The following is a 23,939-nucleotide window of genomic DNA, read 5'->3' on the forward strand; positions in this document are numbered from 1 at the left end:
GTTCAGGCGGGACGGTTCCGAAAAGTACCAAATCCCTACCGTGACTGCGTGAACGCGACAGCGAGGAACACGACCAGGCCACCGAGGAAAAACAGTAGTCCGGGTTCGGCGAAAAGCAGGACGCCGCGCAGCAGCGCGTTCCCGTCAGCGACCCCCAGACTCGCCGGCTCGAATGGGGAGGCGATAGCCCCGCCGAGCAGCCGTTCGGCAGCGACCTGCACAGCGAGACTCGTGAGCGCGAGAACTGCCAGACCGGCGGCCCAGTCGGAGAGGCGTTCGCTGAGCCCCTCTCGCTCGGCCGCGGAACCAGTGCCGACAAAGACGATCGGATCAGCGGCCGGCCCGTAGACCGTCATCTGGTTGCCCTTCTCCGAGAGTTCGGTCCCGACGGATTCGACGATGCCCGCGGTTTCCAGTTTCGAGAGGTGATAGTGGACGTTCTGCACGGAGGTGTCCAGATCGCGGGCGAGTTCCGAGGGCGGTGCGGGATCCTCGTGGAGTCTGCTGAACAGCAGACGCGCCGTCTCCGAACCCAGCGCATCGACCAGTTCGCCGGCCGTGTCGTCGGCGACGTCGACCACTGCTGGCGAGGCGTCAGGCGCCCGCGTCCGCGGAGCCAGTCGTGAAAGCGGTGACGACATCTTTGTCAGGGCCTACGGCAACGAAGCCTATCAAACCGTGCGTAGCTCAAGCGAGTCTTTGAGGATCCGATCGGGCGGCAACGGGGAAGCGATTCCGCGATTGTCGCCCCTTTCACCGTGCCCGGGCACGCTGGACGGCGGCGGTCACGTCCAGCCGACCCGCACCGGATGCCAGGTCGCGGCCGGACCGACCGACATCACCCGCCGAAGCCCGGAGGAGGGTTGCAACCTCCCCGGTATCGAGAGTTGGGGCCGCGTCCAATACCAGCGCCGCGGCGCCAGCGGCCCGCGCGGCCGCCGCAGACGTTCCAGCGTCCTCCTCGGCGACCCACGGCACCGGTGGCGCGATAACATCCACGCCGGTCCGGCCCTGCGCGGTCGGTCCACGGCCGCTGTACGGTGACACCCCGTTCCCGGATGGAGATTCCGCGGCGACCCCGTCGGTGGATTCTTCGTTCTCCGGGTCGGCTGTCACGCCGACGCCGATGACGCCGGGAACGCTCGCGGGGGCCGCGATGCTCCCCAGCGGCCGAGGAGATGCGAGGGCGTGTGTCGTCGTCGTCACCGACACACGACCCGTCTGGTCGGGGCTCTCTCTCCCAGGATCTGTTGACCCGGCCCCGTCACTACTGGTCGGGCGGACGAAAAGCGCGTACGTTCCCGGAGAGATGTCGGCCACGAGACGCTGTCCGAGGCGGTCCTCCGTCGCCTGCGAGAGCGCGACCAGGTTCCACCGGCGGCCGTCGTCCACCGAGCGGAGAAGCGAAAGCGTCAGATCGATCTCAATCGCGGGGTCGGTCACGAGCCACGCCCGGAACCGGCCGGCGACCGAGTCGGTACCCGGGCGCGGCCGAATTCGCAGCCGACGCCGTGTCGATCCATCGTCAGCCAGCGCTCCGTACGGCCCTTCCCAGTGACCGCGTGCCGCGTTGCCGGTCGGCGCGACGAAGACAGATCCGGATTCGACCGTCCGACGGGCGGCTCTGTAGACCGCAGACCTGGGCGTCGCGGCGGTGCCGTGTGCCGCAACCGGGGCCAAGATTACATCCGCGCCACGCGACCGTGCCCACTCGATAGCAGCGACGAACTCCGACGGTCGGCGAAAGGACGCCAGCGAGAGTCGGGCATCGGGCGCGAGGCGAACGACGGCTGCCCCGGCGGCAGTCCCGTGACTGGTCCCCTCGACGACGGCGCTTTCGTCACCGAACTGCCTGATTGCGTCGATCGTGCCTGCGATGGCATCGTGATTGGGATCGAAGCCGGTCGGATCGAGAACGGCGACATCCACGCCCTCGCCAGTGATCCCCGCGTCGTGGAGGTGCTGGAGCGAGACCGGACGGTTGCCGACAGTGCGTTCTCGAGTCACTGCCAGGCTGTCGATGGTTGGGACCCGTCCGGAGGCGAGGAGGCTCACGGCGGCCGCGCCGCCGACGGTCAGGGCCCGACGGCGGCTGATCTGGAGACCCGATCTGTCACGTCTGTCGTCCGTCACGTTTCCGGAGCTATTCCACGAGGCGGCTTGATGCTGTCGGTCGGAGCGAACGAGAGACTGCCTATACGGGAGGAGAATAGATAAAACGGCTCTCGAAGCAATCGGACCTTCTTAATCGATCCCGGACCTCGGTGGACCTGTATGCCCTCCAGTCCGATGCTGAACGATCGCGTACCGGAATCGACGACCACGCTGCTCGGCCGTGCAGAGGTGGCGGATGCGTAGCCGCAGCGGATCGCTCCTGCTCGCGGTGGTGCTCCTCTCGGCAACACTCGCGCCGGCAGTGCTTGCGATGCCGGTCGCGGGTGAGCCGACGGTGACTGTCGATCACGACGGCGAGGAGCTGACGGTCGCAAACGGCTCTGCGCAGGTGGTACGCGGGACGGCCACCGCGCCGGCCGGCACCGAGATACTGGTGCGGGTTCGCTCGACGAGTGAGACGACACCCGCCTTTCTCAAAACCGCGAGCGGGGTCGTTACCGAAAACGGAACGTGGGCCGTCGCCTTCGACTTCGATTCCCAGGCAGCAGGTGACTCGTTTACGCTGACGGCCCGATTCGAGAACGGGTCCGCGGAAACCGAGGTTCCGGGCGAGATCGTCGCCTGTGGCGGGGACTGTGCGGGAACGACCCCGAGCGGCACGCCCACGCCGATTCCGGAACAGACGACGACGCCGACGCAAACTGACGGCCCCGCCGCGCCGGTAGCGTTCGGCGAGAACATCTTCCTGGTCGACCAGGGCGGCGTCGCCGCGATTCCGATCGCCTTCGAGGGTGAGAGCGACAGCACTGACGAGGCCGTTGTCGTGCTCGGCAACGAGAGCGACTCGAACTACGAGCTTGAAGCGATCGTCCGCGACGAAGACGGCGACGGCCAGGCGGTCCTCTACGTCGACACCTCGTTGGCGGGACGCGGCGGCGACAGCCTCAGCACCTCTGGCGGCGACACGGTCGAACTCCAGGCGGAGACAGATCTCGACTCGGCGCTTTCTCCCGCCGATTACGACGTCTCGCTGTACGCCGGAGCCACACGAGGCGACGATCCCGTCGACGTCGGCACCCTCGTCGTCCAGTCACCGACGACCCGCACGCCGACCGGCGAAACGACTGCCGCACCGACCGGCGGAACCGGAACCGCGGGGACCGGGCTTGGGTCGCTGGCAATCGGCGGCCTCCTGAGTGGCGCCTTCATCGTCGCCGGGGCAGTCCTGGCCGCGGTTCTCGTGAAACGGTAGCGGGACCGTTTTCCACCGCTGCTGTCGTCGGCCCGCCGAAACGCTCGCGATTAGTGTGTGTGGACCTCGGCCGGGAAGTCGCGTTCGCCGGCTTCGATCGGGATCTCGAGCCAGTTCGACGGCGGGACCAGCGGACACTCGTAGGCGGGGTTGTACGCACAGGTCGGGTTGTACGCGCGGTTGAGATCGAGGATCCACGTTCCGTCCGCCGTGCGATGTTCGTCGGGTTCGAGGTCGATGTACCGGCCGGCACCGTACGTCTCGTCTCCGCTGGTCGCATCGCGGAAGGGGACCCAGAGCCGGTCGCTTCCGTCCGTGGGCTCGAAGGCGTCGAGCGACACCTCCGTGTCCTCGACCTCGAATCGGAACTGCCCAACTCGCCGGTACGTTTGTTCTCCCTCGGCGGTCGTCTCGACTGTGACGGTCTCGGCGTCGTCGTATCGGTCGAGTTCGAGTTCGAACCGGTAGGCGGGATCTACCTCGTAGTACTCGAGCCCCGGGAACGCCTCCCCCCGGAGGTCCGGTGGGATGGGTGATCGGTGGTGTTCTCGGAAGTATCGTTCCTTCTGCTCGCGGTCCTGCTCGATGGCCTCGCGCCAATTGTCGTTGCGTGTCATACTATCTATATGGGCTGCAGAGCGAGCGTGGCAGCTGAAACGAGTGGATCCAGTACACACGCTCTCTGCTTTCGTCGCTTCACCTCGGTATTGTGCATTGTACACAAAAACACTTGCGCGGTCGGCAGTCGAAGGCGCACGACCGGTGGGTGTATCACCGCTTCGATGGACTCTACCGGTTTTGTGGTGGCGGGCACGATGAAACTGTTTTCGCCTGTCAGACTCCGAGTAAAAGGTCGAAATTTCGAACTGAATCGACGGATATGATAGGCTTTCCGAGAATCCACGTCGGGACTTATCGCCAGACTACGAGGCGCCGATTGACTGATTATGAGCACTGCAACGTCGATTGACCTCTCGATATGCGACGGCAGCGGCGGCGGGATAACGGGCGGGGAGCGCCCCGATAGTCGCGCCTCTCCACGTCTCCACCATCACGAGTGGATGCTCAGGACCGATCGCATCGGTAACGGGTTGCAAACGCTACTATAATACGTTCATATCCCGAACCAGCGATATGGAATATCGGTACGCCGGCGACGCCCACGAACGACTGTCCGCGTCGTATGCTGACGACGAGGAACCGTTTCCGACCAGCGTGAGCGCGTGTTTCCCCGATCGCGAACACCGGCGCGACGAGATTACCCTGTTGCAGGAACTGTTTTTCCCGACCTGCTGGAACGCACCGACGCTGGTTCGGGACGAACTGGCCGTCCTCGATCACCTCGACGAGTTAGGGAGCCTGTTCAAAGCGGGGATCTGTCCGTACATCGACGGACGCCCGGACGAGATCGTCGCGGCCGTCCTCGACAGTCTTCCTCGAATTCGCCGGTTGCTCAAGCGAGACGTCGAAGCCGCGTACAAGGGCGACCCCGCGGCGAAGACGCACATGGAGATCATCCGCTCGTATCCGGGCTTTTTGGCGATTCAGATCCAGCGCGTCGCTCACGTCCTCTACGATATCGGCGCCGAGGAGTACGCCCGCGAACTCACCGAGTACGGGAAGACGGAGACCGGAATCGACATCCACCCGGGCGCGGAGATCGGCGAGTACTTCTTCATTGACCACGGCACCGGCGTCGTCATCGGCGAGACCGCGACTGTCGGGGAGTGGGTGAGACTCTATCAGGACGTCACACTGGGCGCGCTGCATTTCGAGGAGGAGGAAGGTGAGGAACACGCCCTTAAGAAAGGCTACCAGCGGCATCCGACGATCGGCGACCACGTCGTCATCGGCGCCGGCACGAAGGTGCTCGGCGATATCTCGGTGGGCGATCACACAAGCATCGGCGCGAACTCCTGGATCACGGAGGACGTCCCGGATCACTCGAAGGTGTACGTCAAGGATCATCCGACGCAGGAACTGAAACGGTACGAGTGACGACGGATCTCGGAGACGACCTCGACTTTCCCGAAGAGCGGGCCGAGACCGACTCCTACCCGGGCGATCGCATCCACGACCGACGACGCCGGTGACGATACTGTCTGCTGGACGTCTGTGAAGCACTTTGCGACCCCAGAGTCGCGAATATCTTGCAATAGGGACAGCCGACAGTAGAAAAGACGAAATCCCCCCTCGCCGTGCATATCGATATGGCGACCGAGTCCACGTTAGTCCGTGATGTAATGTCCAGGAACCTTGTAACGATCAGCCCGCAGACGACACTCGTCGAGGCGTCGAAACGGATGCGCGAGGAGAACATCAACGCTCTGCTGGTTCCGACGACGGAGATTGCCATCGTGACGAGTACGGACGTGCTCGACGCCGTCGCCCGGGAACTGGACCCCGCGGAGACCACCGTTTCGGAGGTGATGACCAGATCGGTCGAGACGGTCCCGCCGTCGCTCAGACTCACGGAGGCGGCAGCGATGATGGAGAACTTCGGCTTTAGCCACCTCCCCGTCGTCGACGACGACCTGATCGGCATGGTCTCCTCGACCGACATCACCGCGGAACTCTCCTGAAGGGGCGCCGCATCACGCCCGAAACATACGATTCAAATTCCTGCGGACGTTCTCTACGGTATGAACCTCGTAGACGCGTTCGACGCCGGTTCGGGTACGACCTGCGTGGTCGGGGCCGGCGGCAAGAAGACCACGATGGCAGCACTCGCCGCACGCCTGGAACGGGCAGTGGTGACCGCCACCGTCCGGATTCCAATCTTCGACGAGTGGGTGGCTCGCGTCGAGGTTACCGAGGAGCCGGCAGCAATCGTCGAATCGGCCCTGACTGAGCCGGCACAGCCAGCGGCCAGCGACGGGAACGATTCGGCCGGGTGGCCCCTCGGCGTCGTCCCCGCACGGGAGGAGAAACGCGACGACCGATACCTGGGGTACGATCCCGCGGTGGTCGATCGACTCGCGCCGCTCGACCTTCCCGTGCTCGTGAAGGCCGACGGCGCGCGGATGCGACGCTTCAAGGCACCCTCGGAGAAGGAACCACAGCTACCGTCGACGGCGGACACCGTGATCCCGATCGCGAGCGTCCACGTCGTCGGTGAGCCGCTTTCCAAGGAACTGGTCCATCGGGTCGATCACGTGGCGGATCTGACAGGGCTGCAGCCGGGCGAAGAGATCCGTCCGGCGGACGTCGCCGCGGTGCTCGCAAGCGAATCGGGGGGTCGCAAGGACGTGCCTGCGGGTGCACAGACGATTCCACTCCTGAATATGGTGGACACCCCGGAGTTGGCGACGACTGCCCGAAAGGTCGCGGCGGAGATTCACGACCGGGTCGACGTCCCGCGCGTCGTTCTCGCGGAGATGCGCGCCGGCGATCCGATCGTCGACGTCGTCTGATTACTCCTCTTCCCCAGCCGCCAGAAGCCGCGCCGCGGCGGCCTCCAGTTCCTCTTGGGTATTGACGTTCTCGAACGTCTCCATCGAAGTCACTCGCTCGATTTCCTGGCGGTCGACGACGACCCGGTCGAGGTCGGATAGCGGTTCGATGATCTTCCGGTCGCCGCGATCCAGCGCGCGTCGACAGGCGGCGGCCATCGGTGCCGCTCGGTAGACTGCCTGCGTCGTCTGGTACCACTCGTCGGGACGCGGGACGGCGGCGTCGTGACCCGCAGCGCGGTCGAACAGGTGTTCGACGAACGCGGGGTCAACGAAGGGCATATCACAGGCGATGACGAGAGCGTACTCGGCGGCGGTTTCTTCCAGCCCGTATCTGATGCCCGCCATTGGCCCCTCGTCCGGCGTCCGATCGAGCGCAAACGACGGGTCGAAGCCGCTCCCCGCGAGCGCATCGTTGATCGGGTCGACCTGGTCCTCGCGACAGTTGACCACCAGTTCGTCGACGACAGTGCCGATTCGGTCCGTCACACGGCGGATCATCGGCGTTCCAGCGAGATCCGCCACCACCTTGTCGCGGTCGCCGAACCGGGTCGAGCGACCGCCCGCGAGCACGACTCCTGCTGGCATACAACTCAGTAGTCGGGGGATCACAAAGAACGTGGCGAGTCGCAACCGGGGGCGTTCACTCAGCAGCTGCGCTTTGCCGTTGATCGTTCACGACCCAGGTGCAGGGCGGAGCGCATATATCCGATGAGGGTGTCGGTGAAACTGATGCGGGAGGACGAACTGGCGTCTGCCGTGGTCGAGCACTTCGAGGCGGCCTTCAAGGATCCCGACGTCGGGCTCGAAGAGCCGTACGACTACTACGGCAACCGCGGTGCCGTCGACGTGTACGCGCGAACCCAACCACCCGAGCGCGTCGCGTACCTGGTCGAACTGAAAGCCGATCCCGCAGTCAGGATGGCCGGCGGCGCAAACGACATCATCCGGCAGTACCGCCGGATGGAGCGGTACTTTTACGCGGACGACGAGCACGACCTCAGAACACGACTCGCCCGTGACGGTCCCGGTGTGCATCTGCTTTTGCTCTTTGCCCCCACGGCCCGATGCGTCGAACACGTCTTCGAGTACCGGCACCTCTATGGGTCGATCGAGCCGGAACTGTCCGTCGACGGCGTCGGCGCCGTCCGGAAAGTCGCCTTTCTCGTCAACCTCGAAGACGCATCGACGGGGGGACTGGGCTTTCTCTCAGTCAACGGCGATATCGAAATCGACTCGGGGGCTTTCCGGCAGGCCGTTCCCGCGGACTCCAGATTGGCCGAGGCGCTCTCGGCGGCTGATGTCAGTTTCGACGAGTGAGGCGGGTCAGTCAATAACCAGCAGTCACCACGCACGCTCTAACACGCCGACGATGTCCTCGACGCTCGGATCGACGCCTTCGGGCGCGACAGCCAGCAGCCTGTCGTCGTGGATCGCCTCGGCGACCATCGGGAACTCTCGCTGGTCGACGGCGTCGAGATCGCGGAGGCGGCGCGGGAGGCCGAGGTCGTCGCGGACGGCCGCCACGGCGTCGATCACGCGCTCCGCGACGGTACTCGAAGAGTCAGCCGTGTTCCTGACGCCCAGCGCCTCCGCGAGCAACTCCCGCCGCCCGTCGACTTCGTCGAACACGTACCGGAGGACGTGCGGGGCGACGATCCCGTGAATCGTCCCTTGATGGACGTCGTACCCGTGTGAGAAGCCGTGGCCGAACGCGTGGATGATCGACGCCCGGTACCCGTCTGCCCCCGCGAGTCCGTACTGGACGCAGACGATTCCCGCGAGGACGTCTGCGAGTCGTGACTCGTCCATCGACTCTTCGTGGACCGTGCCGAGTCCCGAACTGAGTAGCCGCAACCCGCGTGCCGCGGTCCCGTCAGTAATCGGCGTCGAGAGACGGGAGTAAAGCGCCTCGATTCCCTTGTCGAAGCCGTTCATCGCGGATGCAGCGAGTACCGACGTCGGCGTCGTCCGATAGAGGTCGGTGTCGTAAAACAACGCCTCTGGCATCAACCGCGGGTCGCGAACCCCGCCGCTGTCGGGGTCTGTGCCACTCTCGTCGATCTCTGCAACGCGATCGAGTGTGAGCGTCACACCGGCGATGTCTGAGAGGTCTGCACCGGCCAGCGTGGTCGGCACCGCGATCAGCGGAAGGGGCTCGTCGTCGATCGGAATATTCCCAGTTTCGACCGCACGCTCCGCGACAGCAGCCGCGGACGCCCCGTGCGAAGACAGTGCACACAGCACCTTCGCGGTGTCCAAGGTACTCCCGCCACCGACGGCGACGACGACATCGGCGTCTGCGGCTATCGCCTGCTGGACGCCGGCAAGCGCCGTCCCGAGCGTCTTCGCGGGCGTCGTCTGCGGGAACTCCGCTGCGAGGTGGTCACCGAGGCCTCGCCGGATCGGCTCTATCACCGCCGGCGTCGTCCCGACGGTGCGACCACTGACGAGCAGCGCTTGCTCGTATCCCAGTGCTTCGAGTTCGTCGCCGAGTCGACCCACGGCCCCGGATCCGACGTCGATTTTCCCCGGATGGAAGTCGAAGGTGAATCCATCTACGTTAGCCATCGATTCGGAGTATGCGAAGATATGACAAAATCTTACCTCTTAAAATGGAACGTGCGTTTATGCTCCGTTCAGCGACTGATAAATTAGTAATATATCGAATGTTTTAGAATAAACATATAGTATTTTATAATTCAATAGGATGTCTTATCCGCTGAAAAGCTTTTAGAGGCTACGATATGTTTAATACTCTAAACTTTATATAATTTAACTGATTATAAATATAATTATTACTCTTCTCCTAGCGACGCCAACCGGTGCATCTCGTCTCTCATCGACGGATAGAGGTCCTCGTAGATCGAATAATACTCGTCGTACCGCTCTTTGGCCGACGAATCAGGAATCGTCGTCGTCGAGACCGACGTTGCTGCCTTCAACGTCCGGAATCCGTCGAACACGTCCGTGCCAAGCCCAGCGAGGTAGGCCCCGCCCAGCGGCGACCCGAGCGGCGTACTGATGTAGTCCTGCTCGAACCCGGTGATGTCGCTGACGATCTGTCGCCACAGGTCGCTCCGGGCGCCGCCGCCGATCGCGAACACCCGCTCGATCGGCACGTTCTCGCGGTCCATCACCGTGAGGTTGTGCCGGAACCCGTAGCCGACGCCCTCCAGGATCGCCCGATAGACGTGATACTTCGTGTGCGAAAGCGTCAGTCCCGCGATCGTCCCGCGCGCACCGTCGTCGTTGATCGGGGTGCGCGATCCGTTGAAGTACGGGAGGACGACGAGTCCGTCCGACCCCGGTTCGATCTCCGCGGCCCGTTCGCTCAGCAGTTCGTAGCTCTCCTTGCCCGTTCCCTCGTCTAAGGCCGCCTCGCCGGCGAACTGATCGGCGAACCACTCGGTGACCGCCCCCGACGTCGCCATCCCGCCGGCGATGGCGTACTTCCCGGGCAGACAGTGTGGCGTCGCCCAAAGCTCCGGGGCGCTCCGTTCCTCGGCGAGCGTCGTGTAGATGACGCCGGTCGTCCCGTACATAAATACAGTGTCGCCCGGGTCGACGCCGCCGACGCTCAAAAGCGAGGCCACAGCGTCGACGGTCCCGGTGACGATGGGCGTCCCGACCGCGAGCCCGGTCGCTTCGGCGCCCTCGGGCGTTACCTCCCCCGCGACTTCGGTCGACCACTTCGTCTCGGGCAACAGGTCGCGATCGAGACCCAGCTCCGCGAACATCTCGTCTTCCCACTCCAGCGTCGAGAGGTTGTACAGGGGATGGAAGAACGACGCCACGGCGTTGTCCATCACGTACTCCCCGGTGAGTTGCGAGACGACGTATCCCACGGCGTCGACGATCTTCTCGGTGCGCTCGAACCGGTCGGGCTCGTTCCGCTTGTACCAGAGAATCTTCGGCCCGGCCGACTGATATGTGAGCGTGTTTCCGCAGACCTCGTAGATCCGGTCCTCGCCGATTTGCTCGTTCAGCAGATCGATCTCCGCCTCCGAGCGGCTGTCGACCCCATAGAGGATGCCGGGACGGAGCGGAGTCCCGTCGTCGTCGAGGGGCAGTACGCTCGGTGCCAGCGCGCTGATTCCAACGCCCGCGATCGCTTCGGGCGCGACGTCTGACTCCTCGATCAACCGCCTGGCGATCTGTGTGAACTCGCCCCACCAGACCGTCTCGCCGTCCTGTTCGACCCACCCGGGTTTCGGGGTAGAGACCCCGTGCGGAATCGATGCTTCCGCCACCAGATTCAGGTCGGCGTCGACGAGGATGCCCTTCGAGTTCGTGGTCCCGATGTCGTAACCGAGCAGGTATCGATCCATCAAGTTTCCAATTAATAATTAAAGTATAAGGATGTTTCGTGGGGAGAGCGCGGTTCGGGAAGCCACCGGAAGTCGAGTCGGGCGGCCGATACTGAGTACTCTTGTCGCTTCCCGCCGAGCGGCTATGAACCGTGCCGAACGGCGTCCGCCGCCAGCGTGATCCCGGTGATCATACTGTGCGGCGCCGCGATCCCTCGCCCCGCGATATCGTATGCGGTCCCGTGGAGCGTCGTCGCCCGCACGAACGGAAAGCCGAGGATGAGCACCGTCGCGCCGACGCCACCGCCCTCAACGTGGCTGTTCACGAAAAGCGGGATGTGGCCTTGGTCGTGGTACATCGCGACCATACAGTCGTAGTCGTCGTCGAGCGCGCGATTGAACGCGCTGTCCGGCGGGAGCGGCCCCTCGGCATCGATCCCTTCCTCGCGCGCTCGCTCGACTGCGGGGGCGATTTCCTCGTCGTCCAGCGTCCCGATTACGCCCCCGTCGCCCGCGTGCGGGTTGATTCCGACCACTCCGAGTGACGGGTCCTCAATACCCGCTTCGGGCATCCGCTCGTGAGTGACCCGAATCGCGTCCAGGACGTTTTCTTCGGTCACACGCTCGATGGCTTCGGACAGTGGGACGTGGATACTGAGGTGGGTGACGTTGATGTCGCCGTCGGTCAGGAGCGCGGTGTATCGCTCGGTGTCGGTCCGATCGGCCATCATATCCGTGTGGCCGGCGTACTCGCTGCCCGCCATATTGATTGCCTGCTTGTGGATCGGCGCGTTACAGAGCCCGTCGACCTCGCCGGAGATCGCGAGATCGATACTCCGCTCGACGTATTCGAGACTCACCCGTCCGTTCTCTGCCCGGAGGTCGCCGTACTCGAAGTCGGTGACGTTGTCGAAATCGATCACGTCGACCGGTCTGCCGGCGGTGACCGCATCGATACTATCGACCCGTCGGAGATCGACGTCGATATCGAGGCGATCGGCGAGGCCGGTGAGGTGGTCGTAGTCCCCGAGAACCACGACCTTCGCCGCCTCGTGGACGCGGTCGGTCGCGACGGCTTTCAGCGTCACTTCGGGGCCGATGCCGGCCGGATCGCCCATCGTCAACGCGATAAATGGCTGTTGTTCTGACACGGTCGATCCTGCTCGATGATGATATTTAAACTTTCGCTCGCCCTTGACTCGTCGGCGTTTCGTTCCTGCGACCGTCCGAGGAGCGATTCGATCAGCAATCCGGAGCTGATCGGCTCCGCAGGGGAATTTATATATAGATCGAGGTGGATACTCCGACCCACCGTGGTCGGCAATGAAGCCGTCACACTAAGATACAAACCACTGAGTCGACATATCGATAATCAATAGACAGCGATGGAATACAGTCACCGCTATCAAGCCTACCCGACAGACGAGGTAGCGGAGCGACTGGAGCACCATCTCGACGTTCATCGCCAACTCTACAATCATGTCCGCTGGGAGTACGAGAACAGCCCAGCGGACGACAAGCCGAGCGAGTATGACCAGAACAACAAACTCCCCAAGTGGAAACAGCGGTGGCCGATATTTGGTGAACTGCACTCGAAAGCCGCCCAAGCCACCGTCGCACGCTTCCACCACAATCTCACCGTCCTGAGCAAACTCAAGGAGAAGGGGTACAACGTCGGTCGGCTCACACGCCAAGCGCCCACCGACTACCGGAGTGTGACGTACAACCAGTCTGGTTTCGACCTCGATGAAAAGAGGGGCCACGACACAGACGCCTACCTCCGCTTCAGTAAGATCGGGTGGGTGAAAATCCGCTACTCGCGTCCAATCCCCGACTACGCCACGATCAAAGAAGTCACGATTAAAAAGGAGACGACCGGCGAGTGGTTCGTCTCCTTCGGATTGGAAACAGATGATACCGCTCTGCCCGAGAAGCCCGACGTGGACTCGTTAGACGCGAGCAACAGTGTTGGGATTGACCTCGGCATTCTCAACTACATCCACACCTCGGACGGGACGACTGTAGAGTGGCTCGATCTCGAAGACGAATACGAGCGTCTGCGCCGCGAGCAACAGAAGTTGTCTCGCAAGGAGAATGGATCGAACAACTGGGAGAACCACCGTCGAGTGGTTGCCAAGGTGAAGCGTCGAATTCGTCGCAAAGTGCTGGATTACCAGCACAAGATTACGACGTGGCTCGTCCGTGAGTACGACGCGGTGTTTGTCGAGGACTTAGACGTGAAGGAGATGGTGGAGCAGTCGCACAACAGTCGCAACAAGCAGGATGCCGCGTGGCGGCAGTTCATCACTCTCCTCGAATACAAGGCCGACCTGTACGGCACGCACGTCGTGCAGGTCGAACCCGAGGGGACAACGAAAGAGTGCGCCCGGTGTGGTGTGGAGACGGCGAAACCGATCTGGGTCAGGGACCACTCCTGTCCAGCGTGCGGGTTCGAAACAGCTAGAGATGCGAATGCGGCGATGAACGTTCTCAAGCGTGGATTTGCTGCACTAGGGCTGGGATGGCCCGAATCAACGTCGTCCGAGAGACTTCGTCTCTCGTGATCACGAAAATCTTCGATTTTCGAACGACCTGTCGAGACTGTGACCACTACGGACACGGATGACATCTATGAAGTGTCTGCAAGTCACGTCGTGGAAACAGGAAGCCTCGTCTCGTGAGAGCAGGATTCCCCGCGCCACCGTGCGCGGGGTAACATTCAAATCGGCCCGTTCACTCACTACGGGGTATGGAGCGCGTACTGATTGGTGTCGATGCGGGCACCACCAACATCAAAACCGCCGCGTTCACGCTCGGTGGCGAGGAGTTGACGAAGACGACCCGGGAGACGCCGCTGGAAACGCCGCGCGCTGGATGGGTCGAACAGGGGATGAACACGACCTGGGAACGAACCGCCGCGACGATCCGGGAGACCGTCGACGCACTGGACGACGCGGAGGTAGTCGCGATCGGGATCACGGGCCAGGGCGACGGCTGTTGGTTGATCGACGAGGAGGGGGACCCGGTTCGGGAGGCGATCCTCTGGTCCGACGGCCGCGCAGCCGAGTACGTCACCGACTGGAAGGAGGACGGCACAGCCGAGCGCGTGCGGCAGATAACCGGCTCGGACCTCTTCCCGGGCGCGGCGCTCCCGATACTCCAGTGGCTCGCGGACAACGAACCGGGAACGATCGCCGACGCGGAGACGGCCTTCTTCTGCAAGGACTGGATCAAATACCGGCTGACCGGTGAACGGACGATGGATTACAGCGGGGCGTCGCTGCCGTTTCTCGACATCGACTCCCTTTCGTATTCGACCGAGATCCCGGAACTCGCCGACGTTCCTGGCTTGACTGATATGCTGCCGCGCCTCGTCCCGGGGACCGACGTGATCGGCACGCTGACCGCCGATGCAGCCGAAGAAACCGGGCTCCCGGCCGAGACGCCGGTCGTCTCCGGGCTGATCGACGTCGTCGCGAGCGCGATCGGGTGCGGCGCGGTCGCACCCGGTGACAGTTCCTCCGTGGTGGGGACGACATCGCTGAACCAGTCGTTCCTCTCGGAACCGCCGGCGGACCTGCAGGGGCACGGATTTACGATCGCGCTCTTCGAGGGACTCTACAGCCGCGTGATGGCGTCGATGGCCGGGACGCCGAATCTCGACTGGGCGCTGGCCGAGTTGACGCCGGACTGGGGGTTCGAGCGGGCGGAGCGGGCCGCACGATCGGCGCCGGCGACGGCCGGCGGACTGCTGTATCACCCCTACCTGAGCACCTCGGGCGAACGGAGCCCTTTCAACGACCCCAACGCGCGCGGCCAGTTCGTCGGTCTCACTCCGGATCACGACCGCGAACACGTCCTCAGAGCCGTCTACGAGGGCGTCGCGCTGGCGATGCGGGACTGCTACGAACATATCGACGCTGACGCCGACCGGATCCGGATGAGCGGCGGCGGCGCCCGATCGGACCTGTGGTGTCAGCTGTTCGCCGACTGCCTGGACGCCGAGATCGCTGTCCCGGCTGGAGAGGAATTCGGTGCCAGAGGTGTCGCGCTGCTTGCGGGGGTCGGCGCGGGCGCGATCGATAATCTCGAAGACACTGTCAGAGAAACAACGACATACGAAAGCGTCAACGAACCGCGCGAGGCATCGGTTCCGATCTACGACGAATGGTACGAGACGTACAGAGAAACGTACGAGGGGATGCAAGATCTCTGGCAGACGCGCACGGAGAGTATCGACCGCCTTCAGGCGGAAACACGACTCTCCTTCGATCTCTGAGCTGGCCGCGGCGTCGAGTGAAAGAGGCGCTCCATACTCCCTACATCGCACGTCAGGGTCGGGGCTGTCTGCCAAACGTATATGAGGTCACTGACCCTTGGAGACGTATGGAAATCAGCAGCTACGAACTGTTCGAGGTGCCCCCCCGATGGGTGTTCCTCAAACTGGAGACCGATACGGGGCTCGTCGGGTGGGGTGAGCCGATTGTGGAGGGTCACGCCCGGACCACCGTCGCTGCGGTTTCGGAGATCATCGACAACTACCTCATCGGGAAGGATCCGCTCGACATCGAACGACACTGGCAGGCGATGTACCGGGGTCGACACTTCCGCGGTGGGCCGATTCTGATGAGTTCGATCGCCGGCATCGACCAGGCGCTGTGGGATATCAAGGGAAAACACTACGACGCGCCGATTTACGACCTCCTCGGCGGACGAGCACGGGACAGAATCCAGATCTACCAGTGGATCGGCGGTGACAGTCCCGCCGCCGTCGCCGACGCCGCGGTCTCGGAGGTCGAAAACGGATACAACACGCTCAAGATGGCGCCGATCGGCCAGTTCCGTCGAATCGACTCCCCCGAGACCGTCAACAAGGCGTGTGAGCGGGTCGCTGCCGTCCGGGACGCAGTCGGCGACAGTATCGATATCGCGGTCGACTTCCGCGGACGGGTGACGAAGGGGATGGCCAAGTGGGCCGCGACAGAGATGGACGAGTACGATCCGATGTTCTACGAGGAACCGCTGTTGCCGGAACACTTCGAGGCGCTGCCGGACATCGCCGCACACAGCAAGACGCCCTTTGCCTCCGGGGAGCGGATATACTCCCGGTGGGAGTTCAAACACACCATCGACAACGGCCTCGTCGACATTATCCAGCCTGACCCCTCCCACGCAGGGGGGATCTCCGAGACGAAGAAGATCGCCAATATGGCCGAAGCGGCCGACATCCAGGTGGCCCTGCACTGTCCCCTGGGGCCGATCGCTTTCGCCGCCTGTGTCCAGTTGGATATGTCCGTCCATAACGCGATAAACCAGGCCCAGAATCTCGATATCCACGACCCGACGAACAACGAGCATCTGGCGTATCTCGAGGACCCGACCGTCTTCGACTTCAAGAACGGCTACGTCACGCCGCCTGACGGACCGGGACTGGGCATCGATATCGACGAGGAATACGTCCGCCGTCAGTCCCAGACCGAACTCGACTGGCAGAATCCCATCTGGTATCACCACGACGGCAGCATCGCCGAGTGGTAAGCGACCGATCATCGGGGATGGGAAGGGAGAGCCGAGACAATATATTTTGTAACACCGAACAAATTCTCACCGTGGACTTCGTTGCCTCGCTTTCGGATATTCGTACGGGCGAAGTGAACTGATCGATCGCGGTTCGCTCTCCCCGGCCCCTCGAAGCGGGAGAGCGAAGCGAGATTCGAACGGTTCGAACCGCTTCAGATGATAACGGCAGTCGACGGGCGTTCAGAATGTTCACGGCAGGATATGGCATCTTCTCAGTACCACTGTTAGGACCTGCCTCCCTATGGGTCACTCGTCGATGCTCCCGTACTCCCCGGAGAGTGTAACAAAAGTACAGATGTTATGAAACGGACCTGTTCAGTTTCGATGAGGAGGGACTCGCTATCGGATCCTGGTAATATCCTCTAAGATCGTGATCCGGCAGGGGAATTTTGTTCGGTATTGCCGAAGATTCGTATCTGTTGTGTACGATTATGGTAGATCCTCAGTCGTAACCGGGCGGATACACGCCGCACCGAATCGGCGTTTTTCGCTATTAGAGAACAATTTGATATCGGGACGAACTACTCCTGCCGTATTCGCTTTCGAATCCGGTTCGCTGAGCTGAGAACGAGCCCCGAGACGTCCTGCTGGAACGTCTTTCCGGACAGTTGTTCGGTGCTTCCGGTGACGCTTATCGCGCCGAGCAGTGCATCGTCCGCGTCGGTGATGGCCGCAGCGATGCCACGAACACCCTCGTGCCACTCTTCACGGTTCGAGGCGAGCCCGCGATTCTGTGCCTCGGCGAGATCTTCAAACAGCGCGGCTTGGTCTGTGAGCGTGTTGTCCGTCCACTCGGTCAACTGGGTCTCTCTGAGGAGTGATTCCGCCTCCTCACGGCTGAGGGCAGCGAGCAATGCCTTCCCGGCAGCGGTGCAGTGCAACGGCAAGCGGTCGCCGGTATCGACTACCGTCTCTTTGTCCTCTGCGATTGCCGTTTCGATGCAGACCGCGGCATCGTCTTCGAGGACCACTAGATTCGCCGTAAATCCGGCGTTAGCCAACCGTTCGGCCTCTTCAGCCCCGGACTGGTAGAGTTCGTATCGACGGCGGACCGTCGTCCCGATCTCCAGAAATTTCAGGCTCGCGTGGTACTGCCAGCCGTCCTGTTTGATATATCCCAGGCGTTGCAGCGTCTCGAGGTGGTTGTGGGTCGAACTTTTGGAAAGATCGAGGTGGTCTGCGACCTCTGTCACTGTGGCTCCATCCAGTTCCAGCAACGCGTCGATCACCCGCGCACTGGTCGCCGTCGCCTTCACCGGCGGATCGTCTCGGCCCATACGTGCTTTCTGGTTCGCGACCTGCATAATTGTTCGGAATCGTCGAACAAACAGGGTGAATCCATCTGCGAGATACGGGTCTGCTCGCCGCCGAGCCCGAAACTGAAATTGATCCAGTCTCGGGGAAATATTTATGATGATAGATTACAACTGCTTCTGACGGGACGGGAGTGCCCAGCCGAGGTGCGGATTGTCGGTGCGGGCGTCTCCTGTTTCGGAGTAGAATATATGGCAGACAATAATCGAACATGGATCTCACGGCGACGAATGCTGCAGTCGCTCGGCGTCTCCGCGTCAGTCGGCCTGGCCGGCTGTGGAGGCGGCGGTAACGGCGGATCGACCGAGACAGACAGCGGCAGCGGCGACTCCGATGGCTCAGGCGACAGCGGCGGCGACAGCGGAGGCGACGACGGCCTCCCGTCTCAGTCCGAAGCCGTCGAAGAGTGGGGACAGCGGATCAACGAGTACGCGCGGCAGTCCGGCATCGACTGGCAGCAGTTCGAGGGGACGTCCCTGATTTTCGGGATGAACGTCCATCCGTTCACGTCAGTCACCGAACCGCTGCTCCCGTACTTCGAGGAACTGACGGGGATCTCAGTCACCTACAACACGTTCCCGGAGGACCAGCTCTGGCAGAAGCTCACGCTCGACCTCAACAACGAGAGTGGTGTCTTCGACGGCTTCTTCCTCGGGCTGTGGCCCAGCGCCCGCTATCACAACGCGGGCTGGGTCAAGGACCTCAACCAGTACATCAGCGATTCGAGCCTGACCGACCAAGACTGGCTCGCGATGGGAGACTGGCCCGAGTCGGCGCTGAACGCCTTCACATACGGCGACGACGATCTGATCTCGCTCCCGTTCGGTGTCGAGGCGTACGGCGCAGTGGCGTACGACGTGCCATCAGTGGAGGCGGTCGGGATGGAGCCGCCGTCCAGCTACCCGGAACTCCGCGACCTCGCAAAGGCGATCCACGAATCCGACGAAGTCGACCGCGCGGGAATCGCGTCGCGTGCAAGTTCGACGACGCTGTCGTCGGCTAACTGGGCCACGGTGTTCAAGTCGTACGACGCCGAGTGGCTCGACTACGAAGCGCGCGAAGCGACGCTGAACTCCGAGCAGGGGATCGCGTCGCTGGAGATCTTCGCGGAGATGATGGGCGATTACGGGCCAAGCGACATCGGGAACTTCGATTGGTACCGCTCGAACCAGGCGATGGGCAACGGCAACGTCGGAATGGCGCTGCACACGCCGTCGGCGATCGGTCCGTGGACGCAGGAACAGATCGACCGGACTGAGTGGCTGCCGCCGCTTCCCGGCCCGGACGGCACCCAACTCGCGAGCACCTGGGAGTGGGGACTCGGGATCAGCGAGTACACCGAGAACCCCGGCGCCGCGTGGCTCTTTATGCAGTGGGCGCTCTCGCGGCCGATGATGCTGCTCACGAACACCCAGCAGTGGGAGGGACAGGCCGTCTACGGTCCCGCACGCTCCAACTGGCTGTTCGAGCAGGAGGAGTACCAGGAGCTGGGTCCGAAGGAGTCCTGGAACGAGGCGCACAGGCAGGGAATGGAGATGGTGCCCTCGGACCCGCCGCCGGTGCCGCTCCACACGCCGCAGAATATGGATATGATGACGGAAGCGGCGATCGCGATGAACAGCGCCGTGACCGACAGCAAGAGCGCCTCGGAGGCGCTCAACGACGCGGCCCCGACGATCACGGAGTACGCGAAGGAAATCCCGGAGGAGTACCTGTAACCTCCTTCGAGAGGACACATCGGACTGACTTCCTCTCATTATTATGCTCGGAGCAAAATACGTACGTTCGCGGTTGGGACGGGTCGGCTCCCGGCAGCCGCTGCTGAACCGGCTCGATATCTCCGACCGGACGCTCAAGTGGCTGTTCCTGCTCCCCTCGGTCGCAATCTTGGCCTTCCTCGCGATCTACCCGTTTATCCAGGGGATCTGGATGAGCTTCCACGAGTGGCCGCTCGCAGCCGACACGCGGGCGTGGGTCGGTCTCGCCAACTACGAGGCGCTTCTGAACTCCGATCGCTTCCAGGGGTCTGCCAGAGCAACCGTGATCTTCACCGGCGTCTCGGTGACGCTCGAACTGATACTCGGTGTCGCCCTGGCGCTGTACCTGCGGTCGCTCTCCAGCAACTGGCGGCCGATATTCAGGACGATTTTCATCCTCCCGATGGTGATGACACCGATCGCGACGGGGCTGATGTGGCGGTTGCTGCTCAACGGTCAGATCGGCGTCGTGAACTGGATGATCATCAACTTCCTCGGGATGTCGCCGCCCGCCTGGACGTCGTCGGCGACGGTCGCGATGGCGACGGTGATAATGATCGACATCTGGCAGTGGACGCCGCTCATCGTGATGATCGTGTACGCAGGGCTGTTATCCATCCCCGAGACGATGTACGAAGCGGCGCGCGTCGACGGAGCACCGCGGCTTGCGGTGTTCCGACATATCACGCTGCCGCAGATCAAATATATGATCGGAATCGCGGTTGTCTTCCGGCTGATGCGGAGTTTCCGTAGCTTCGACATCATCTGGCTCGTGACAAGCGGCGGTCCCGGGACGGCGACAGAGATTCTGAACATCTACCTCTATCGGGTCGCGTTCGTCAACCTCCGGGGCGGTGAGGCTGCCGCCCTCGGTATCATCCTCCTCATCGTGACGATCGGAATCACGATGGGGATCATCAGGGGGCTTGGTATGCAATGAGTACGAGACGACTTCCGGACGTCGGTGCGGCGATGGAATCCGCGGCAGACGAGCCGCTGGCAGCACTGACCACGGCCGCCAAGTACGCGGTCGGGTTCGTCGTCAGCCTCTGGATGCTCTTTCCCATCTACTGGATGGTGACGGTGAGCATCCAGCAGAAGGAGACTATTATGAACTGGCCACCGAAGTTCCTCTTCTATACGCCGGTTCTCGAGAACTACATCACGCTGTTCGTCGAACAGAACTTCGCACAGTACCTGTTCAACAGCCTCGTGGTCGCGGTTGGGGCGGTGTCGATAAGCGTCATCATCGGCGTTCCGGCGGCTTACAGTCTCTCTCGAATGGACGTGTACGGTGGCCACCACATCGGCTTTTGGATCCTCTCGACCCGGATGATCCCGCCGCTGTCGATCATGGTGCCGCTTTTCATCTTCCTGAGCGGCGTCGGACTCGACCGGAGCCTGATCGGGCTGACGATCGTACACTTTCTCATCACGCTCCCGATGATCATCTGGATCGTGAAGGGGTTCATCGACGAACTGCCACAGTCGATGGAGGAGTCGGCGATGGTCGACGGCTGCAACCGCATCCAGGCGTTCCGTGAGATCGTGGTGCCGCTCGTGATGCCCGGCATCGCCGCCGCCGCGTTCATCTCCTTTATCTTCTCGTGGAACAACTTCCTTCTCGCGTTGGTCCTGACCGGAGGCGACACCCGGACGGCGCCGCTCGTCATTCAGTCGTCGATGGGGTATCTCTCCATCAACTGGGGGATGCTCGGGGCCGCCGGGACGCTCACCGTCCTTCCCGTCATTCTGATCAGTTTGGCACTGCGCAACCACCTGGTGGAAGGACTCACGATGGGGGCGGTCAAGCAATGAGCATCGCGACTGAGAGAGGCGACACCGAAGCTATGAAGACCCTGATTACCGCGAACATCGACGACGACAACTTGTATCGGCTCGAAAGCGAAAACGGCCTCGACGTGGAGTATCATCCGATCGCCGAGCGGGAAGGCCGGTTCGACACCGACGAGTTCATCGACCTGCTGGACGGCGTCGAAATCCTCATCGTCGGGTTCGAGGGCGTCTCCGAGGAGGTGCTGGACGCCGCAGAGGATCTCCGCATCGTCGCGTGCACGCGCGGCGGCCCGGACGCAAACGTGGATATTAGCGCCGCGACCGAACGCGGCATTCCCGTGCTGTATGCGCCCGGCAGGAACGCCGTCAGCGTCGCCGACTTCACCCTCGGCCTGATTCTGGCGGTGACACGGCACATCGCCCACTCGCATCACTTGCTCCACACGGGGACCTACACGGGAGAACCCCAGTCGGACTCCGCTGCGGGCGGTGAACGGGAAGACGTCACCTGGGGCATCGCGAAAGGCTCGCCGTACGTCGAACTGAAAGGACCGGAACTCGAAGACAAGACGCTCGGGATCGTCGGTCTCGGTGCGATCGGCCAGCGGGTCGCCGAGCGTGCGGCCGGGTTCGGGGTGGACCTCGTCGGCTACGACCCCTACATCGACGCCGAGGGGATGGCCGAGTGGGGCGTCGAGAAGGTCGATCTGGACGAACTGTGCCGCAGTTCCGACATCGTCACGGTCCACGTGCCGGTGACAGACGCGACCCGCGGACTGATCGGCGCGGAGGAGTTCGATCTTATGGCCGACTCCGCGTACTTCATCAACACCGCCCGCGGGGCGATCATCGATCAGGACGCGCTGCAAGCGGAACTCGAAGCCGGGACGCTACGCGGTGCTGCCCTGGACGTGTACGACGAAGAGCCGCTCCCGGACGACCACCCGCTATTGGAGATGCCCAACGTCGTCACGACCCCACATCTCGCGGGCGCAGCCGAGGAAGTCATCGATCGCCACTCGGAGATGATCGTCGACGACATCGACGCGCTGCTGAACGACGGGGAACCGGCGCACCTCGCCAACGAAGAAGTTCTCGCAGCCGACACAAGAGGTGATGATTGATGGCCGGAGTCTCGTTCGAGGACGTGACGAAGATCTACAAGGATCCGAACGAGGATATCGTCGCCGTCGAGGATCTGAACCTTGAGATCGACGACGGTGACTTCCTGGTGCTCGTCGGCCCGTCGGGCTGTGGGAAGTCGACGACTCTGCGGATGGTCGCCGGGCTGGAAACGATCACCGAAGGGACCATCAGCATCGGTGACACCGTCGTCAACGGGCTCGAACCCAGAGAGCGGGACATCGCGATGGTGTTCCAGAACTACGCGCTGTATCCGCACAAGACCGTCCGACAGAATATGGCGTTCGGGCTCAAATACTCGAGCGACCTCTCGAAAAGCGAGATCAACGAACGGGTTCGCGAGACTGCCGAGATGATGGGTATCGCCACCCAACTCGACGAGAAGCCGGATCAGATGTCGGGCGGGCAGCGGCAACGGGTCGCGCTCGGGCGGGCGATCGTCCGCCAGCCGCAGGTGTTCCTGTTCGACGAGCCGCTCTCGAACCTCGATGCGAAACTCCGGACGAAGATGCGGACCGAGATCTCCCAACTCCAGAACGAACTGGGGATCACGTCGATCTACGTCACGCACGACCAGGCCGAAGCGATGACGATGGGCGACATCGTCGCCGTGATGAACGACGGGGAGCTCCAGCAGGCGGCCCCGCCGAACGAGGTGTACAACCACCCGGCAAACGAGTTCGTTGCCGGCTTCATCGGGTCGCCGTCGATGAACTTCATGTCGACTAATTACGAGAAGCGGGACGGGTCGGCCACGCTCGTGAGCACCGACGGCAAAACCGAATACCCGCTGGACGACGCCATCGTCGGGGAGATCGACATAGCGCCCGGCGATAAGGTTCGCCTGGGCATTCGCCCCGAAGACCTCCAGGTCGTTCGTGATCCGAGCAACTGGGAACAGCGGGAACTGTTCGATGCGACCATCAAGGTCGTCGAGCCGATGGGAAGCGACAACTATCTCACGCTCGACGTCAACGGCTCCGACGAACAGTGGGACGCCAGGGTCGACTCGGCGTACGCGCCGGAAGTCGGAACCCAGGTCGCTGTCGCATTCGACGAGAGCGCCCTCCACCTGTTCGACGAGGATGGGAGGACGCTCAAATCCCAGGGTATGAGCGAGCAGTCGTTCCACGACAAGGGGATCCTCAGGACGGCCTGAGGCTCCCTGCGGCCATTCCAAAATATCAGCGAACGGGCGCCCGATACCGGGAATCGCCCA

The 23,939-nt window shown here is 62.8% G+C and carries 20 protein-coding genes and 1 pseudogene; 13 read left to right on the forward strand and 8 right to left on the reverse strand.

The window, feature by feature from the left end:
• Window positions 1–35: 35 nt before the first annotated feature.
• Together RJT37_RS12180 and RJT37_RS12185 are read right to left on the reverse strand one after the other, a co-directional pair.
• Window positions 36–641, reverse strand: a complete 606-nt coding sequence (locus tag RJT37_RS12180) for an ArsR/SmtB family transcription factor (RefSeq protein WP_313684798.1) — start codon at window positions 639–641, stop codon at window positions 36–38.
• 112 nt (window positions 642–753) lie between these two features.
• Window positions 754–2,133 (reverse strand): S8 family serine peptidase, encoded by a 1,380-nt coding sequence (locus tag RJT37_RS12185; protein WP_313684800.1) that lies wholly within the window; start codon window positions 2,131–2,133, stop codon window positions 754–756.
• Between the two features lie 217 nt (window positions 2,134–2,350).
• On the opposite strand from RJT37_RS12185, the gene RJT37_RS12190 reads away from it, so the two are divergent.
• Complete coding sequence (locus RJT37_RS12190; protein ID WP_313684802.1) at window positions 2,351–3,367, forward strand: BGTF surface domain-containing protein; 1,017 nt, start codon at window positions 2,351–2,353, stop codon at window positions 3,365–3,367.
• Between the two features lie 50 nt (window positions 3,368–3,417).
• Here the strand turns inward: RJT37_RS12190 and RJT37_RS12195 are convergent, their stop codons facing one another.
• The gene (locus tag RJT37_RS12195; protein ID WP_390209033.1) at window positions 3,418–3,993 is read right to left on the reverse strand and encodes a DUF1684 domain-containing protein; all 576 of its coding nucleotides are present in this window, start codon (window positions 3,991–3,993) and stop codon (window positions 3,418–3,420) included.
• 508 nt (window positions 3,994–4,501) lie between these two features.
• On the opposite strand from RJT37_RS12195, the gene epsC reads away from it, so the two are divergent.
• The 3 genes from epsC (at window position 4,502) to yqeC (ending at window position 6,780) form a co-directional block, all read left to right on the forward strand.
• On the forward strand, window positions 4,502–5,365 hold the full coding sequence (epsC, locus tag RJT37_RS12200; protein WP_313684806.1) for a serine O-acetyltransferase EpsC: 864 nt from the start codon (window positions 4,502–4,504) through the stop codon (window positions 5,363–5,365).
• A gap of 245 nt (window positions 5,366–5,610) precedes the next feature.
• Window positions 5,611–5,949, forward strand: a complete 339-nt coding sequence (locus tag RJT37_RS12205; protein WP_313684808.1) for a CBS domain-containing protein — start codon at window positions 5,611–5,613, stop codon at window positions 5,947–5,949.
• 60 nt (window positions 5,950–6,009) lie between these two features.
• Entirely contained in the window at window positions 6,010–6,780 is a 771-nt protein-coding gene (gene yqeC, locus RJT37_RS12210) for a selenium cofactor biosynthesis protein YqeC (RefSeq protein ID WP_313684810.1), read from the forward strand.
• Here yqeC and RJT37_RS12215 read toward each other — a convergent pair whose 3' ends face one another.
• A complete protein-coding gene (locus RJT37_RS12215; RefSeq protein ID WP_313684812.1) occupies window positions 6,781–7,407 on the reverse strand; it encodes a molybdenum cofactor guanylyltransferase in 627 nt (208 codons plus the stop codon).
• Between the two features lie 144 nt (window positions 7,408–7,551).
• On the opposite strand from RJT37_RS12215, the gene RJT37_RS12220 reads away from it, so the two are divergent.
• The gene (locus RJT37_RS12220) at window positions 7,552–8,139 is read left to right on the forward strand and encodes a hypothetical protein (RefSeq protein ID WP_313684814.1); all 588 of its coding nucleotides are present in this window, start codon (window positions 7,552–7,554) and stop codon (window positions 8,137–8,139) included.
• Window positions 8,140–8,163: 24 nt separating this feature from the next.
• Here the strand turns inward: RJT37_RS12220 and RJT37_RS12225 are convergent, their stop codons facing one another.
• The 3 genes from RJT37_RS12225 to pdxA form a co-directional block, all read right to left on the reverse strand.
• Window positions 8,164–9,390, reverse strand: a complete 1,227-nt coding sequence (locus RJT37_RS12225; protein WP_313684816.1) for an iron-containing alcohol dehydrogenase family protein — start codon at window positions 9,388–9,390, stop codon at window positions 8,164–8,166.
• 227 nt (window positions 9,391–9,617) lie between these two features.
• Window positions 9,618–11,150, reverse strand: a complete 1,533-nt coding sequence (locus RJT37_RS12230) for an FGGY-family carbohydrate kinase (RefSeq protein ID WP_313684818.1) — start codon at window positions 11,148–11,150, stop codon at window positions 9,618–9,620.
• 122 nt (window positions 11,151–11,272) lie between these two features.
• Window positions 11,273–12,280: a 4-hydroxythreonine-4-phosphate dehydrogenase PdxA gene (gene pdxA / locus RJT37_RS12235; RefSeq protein ID WP_313684820.1), complete on the reverse strand. Its 1,008-nt coding sequence runs from the start codon at window positions 12,278–12,280 to the stop codon at window positions 11,273–11,275.
• Window positions 12,281–12,514: 234 nt separating this feature from the next.
• Between pdxA and RJT37_RS12240 the strand changes: the two are divergent.
• The 3 genes and pseudogenes from RJT37_RS12240 to dgoD all read left to right on the forward strand — a co-directional run bounded on the left by RJT37_RS12240 (window position 12,515) and on the right by dgoD (window position 16,667).
• Window positions 12,515–13,810, forward strand: a pseudogene (locus tag RJT37_RS12240) (RNA-guided endonuclease InsQ/TnpB family protein).
• Between the two features lie 68 nt (window positions 13,811–13,878).
• Window positions 13,879–15,408, forward strand: coding sequence for an FGGY-family carbohydrate kinase (locus RJT37_RS12245; RefSeq protein ID WP_313684822.1), 1,530 nt, complete (start codon window positions 13,879–13,881; stop codon window positions 15,406–15,408).
• 107 nt (window positions 15,409–15,515) lie between these two features.
• Entirely contained in the window at window positions 15,516–16,667 is a 1,152-nt protein-coding gene (dgoD, locus tag RJT37_RS12250) for a galactonate dehydratase (protein WP_313684824.1), read from the forward strand.
• A 563-nt stretch (window positions 16,668–17,230) separates the two neighbouring features.
• Here the strand turns inward: dgoD and RJT37_RS12255 are convergent.
• A complete protein-coding gene (locus tag RJT37_RS12255) occupies window positions 17,231–17,986 on the reverse strand; it encodes an IclR family transcriptional regulator (protein ID WP_313684826.1) in 756 nt (251 codons plus the stop codon).
• Window positions 17,987–18,253: 267 nt separating this feature from the next.
• Between RJT37_RS12255 and RJT37_RS12260 the strand changes: the two genes are divergently transcribed.
• Genes RJT37_RS12260 through RJT37_RS12280 form a run of 5 tightly spaced genes read left to right on the forward strand, consistent with a single transcriptional unit; the run spans window position 18,254 to window position 23,879 of the window.
• Window positions 18,254–19,741: an ABC transporter substrate-binding protein gene (locus RJT37_RS12260; protein ID WP_313684828.1), complete on the forward strand. Its 1,488-nt coding sequence runs from the start codon at window positions 18,254–18,256 to the stop codon at window positions 19,739–19,741.
• A 43-nt stretch (window positions 19,742–19,784) separates the two neighbouring features.
• Window positions 19,785–20,720, forward strand: coding sequence for a carbohydrate ABC transporter permease (locus RJT37_RS12265; protein WP_313684830.1), 936 nt, complete (start codon window positions 19,785–19,787; stop codon window positions 20,718–20,720).
• Window positions 20,717–21,598, forward strand: a complete 882-nt coding sequence (locus RJT37_RS12270; RefSeq protein ID WP_313684832.1) for a carbohydrate ABC transporter permease — start codon at window positions 20,717–20,719, stop codon at window positions 21,596–21,598. The genes RJT37_RS12265 and RJT37_RS12270 overlap by 4 nt, the downstream gene beginning before the upstream one ends.
• On the forward strand, window positions 21,595–22,701 hold the full coding sequence (locus tag RJT37_RS12275; protein WP_313684833.1) for a 2-hydroxyacid dehydrogenase: 1,107 nt from the start codon (window positions 21,595–21,597) through the stop codon (window positions 22,699–22,701). Before RJT37_RS12270 ends, RJT37_RS12275 begins: the two co-directional genes overlap by 4 nt.
• Complete coding sequence (locus tag RJT37_RS12280; RefSeq protein WP_313684835.1) at window positions 22,701–23,879, forward strand: ABC transporter ATP-binding protein; 1,179 nt, start codon at window positions 22,701–22,703, stop codon at window positions 23,877–23,879. Before RJT37_RS12275 ends, RJT37_RS12280 begins: the two co-directional genes overlap by 1 nt.
• The last annotated feature ends 60 nt before the right edge of the window (window positions 23,880–23,939 follow it).

This window comes from Halobellus marinus (genome assembly GCF_032113415.1).
Lineage (GTDB): Archaea > Halobacteriota > Halobacteria > Halobacteriales > Haloferacaceae > Haloquadratum > Haloquadratum marinus.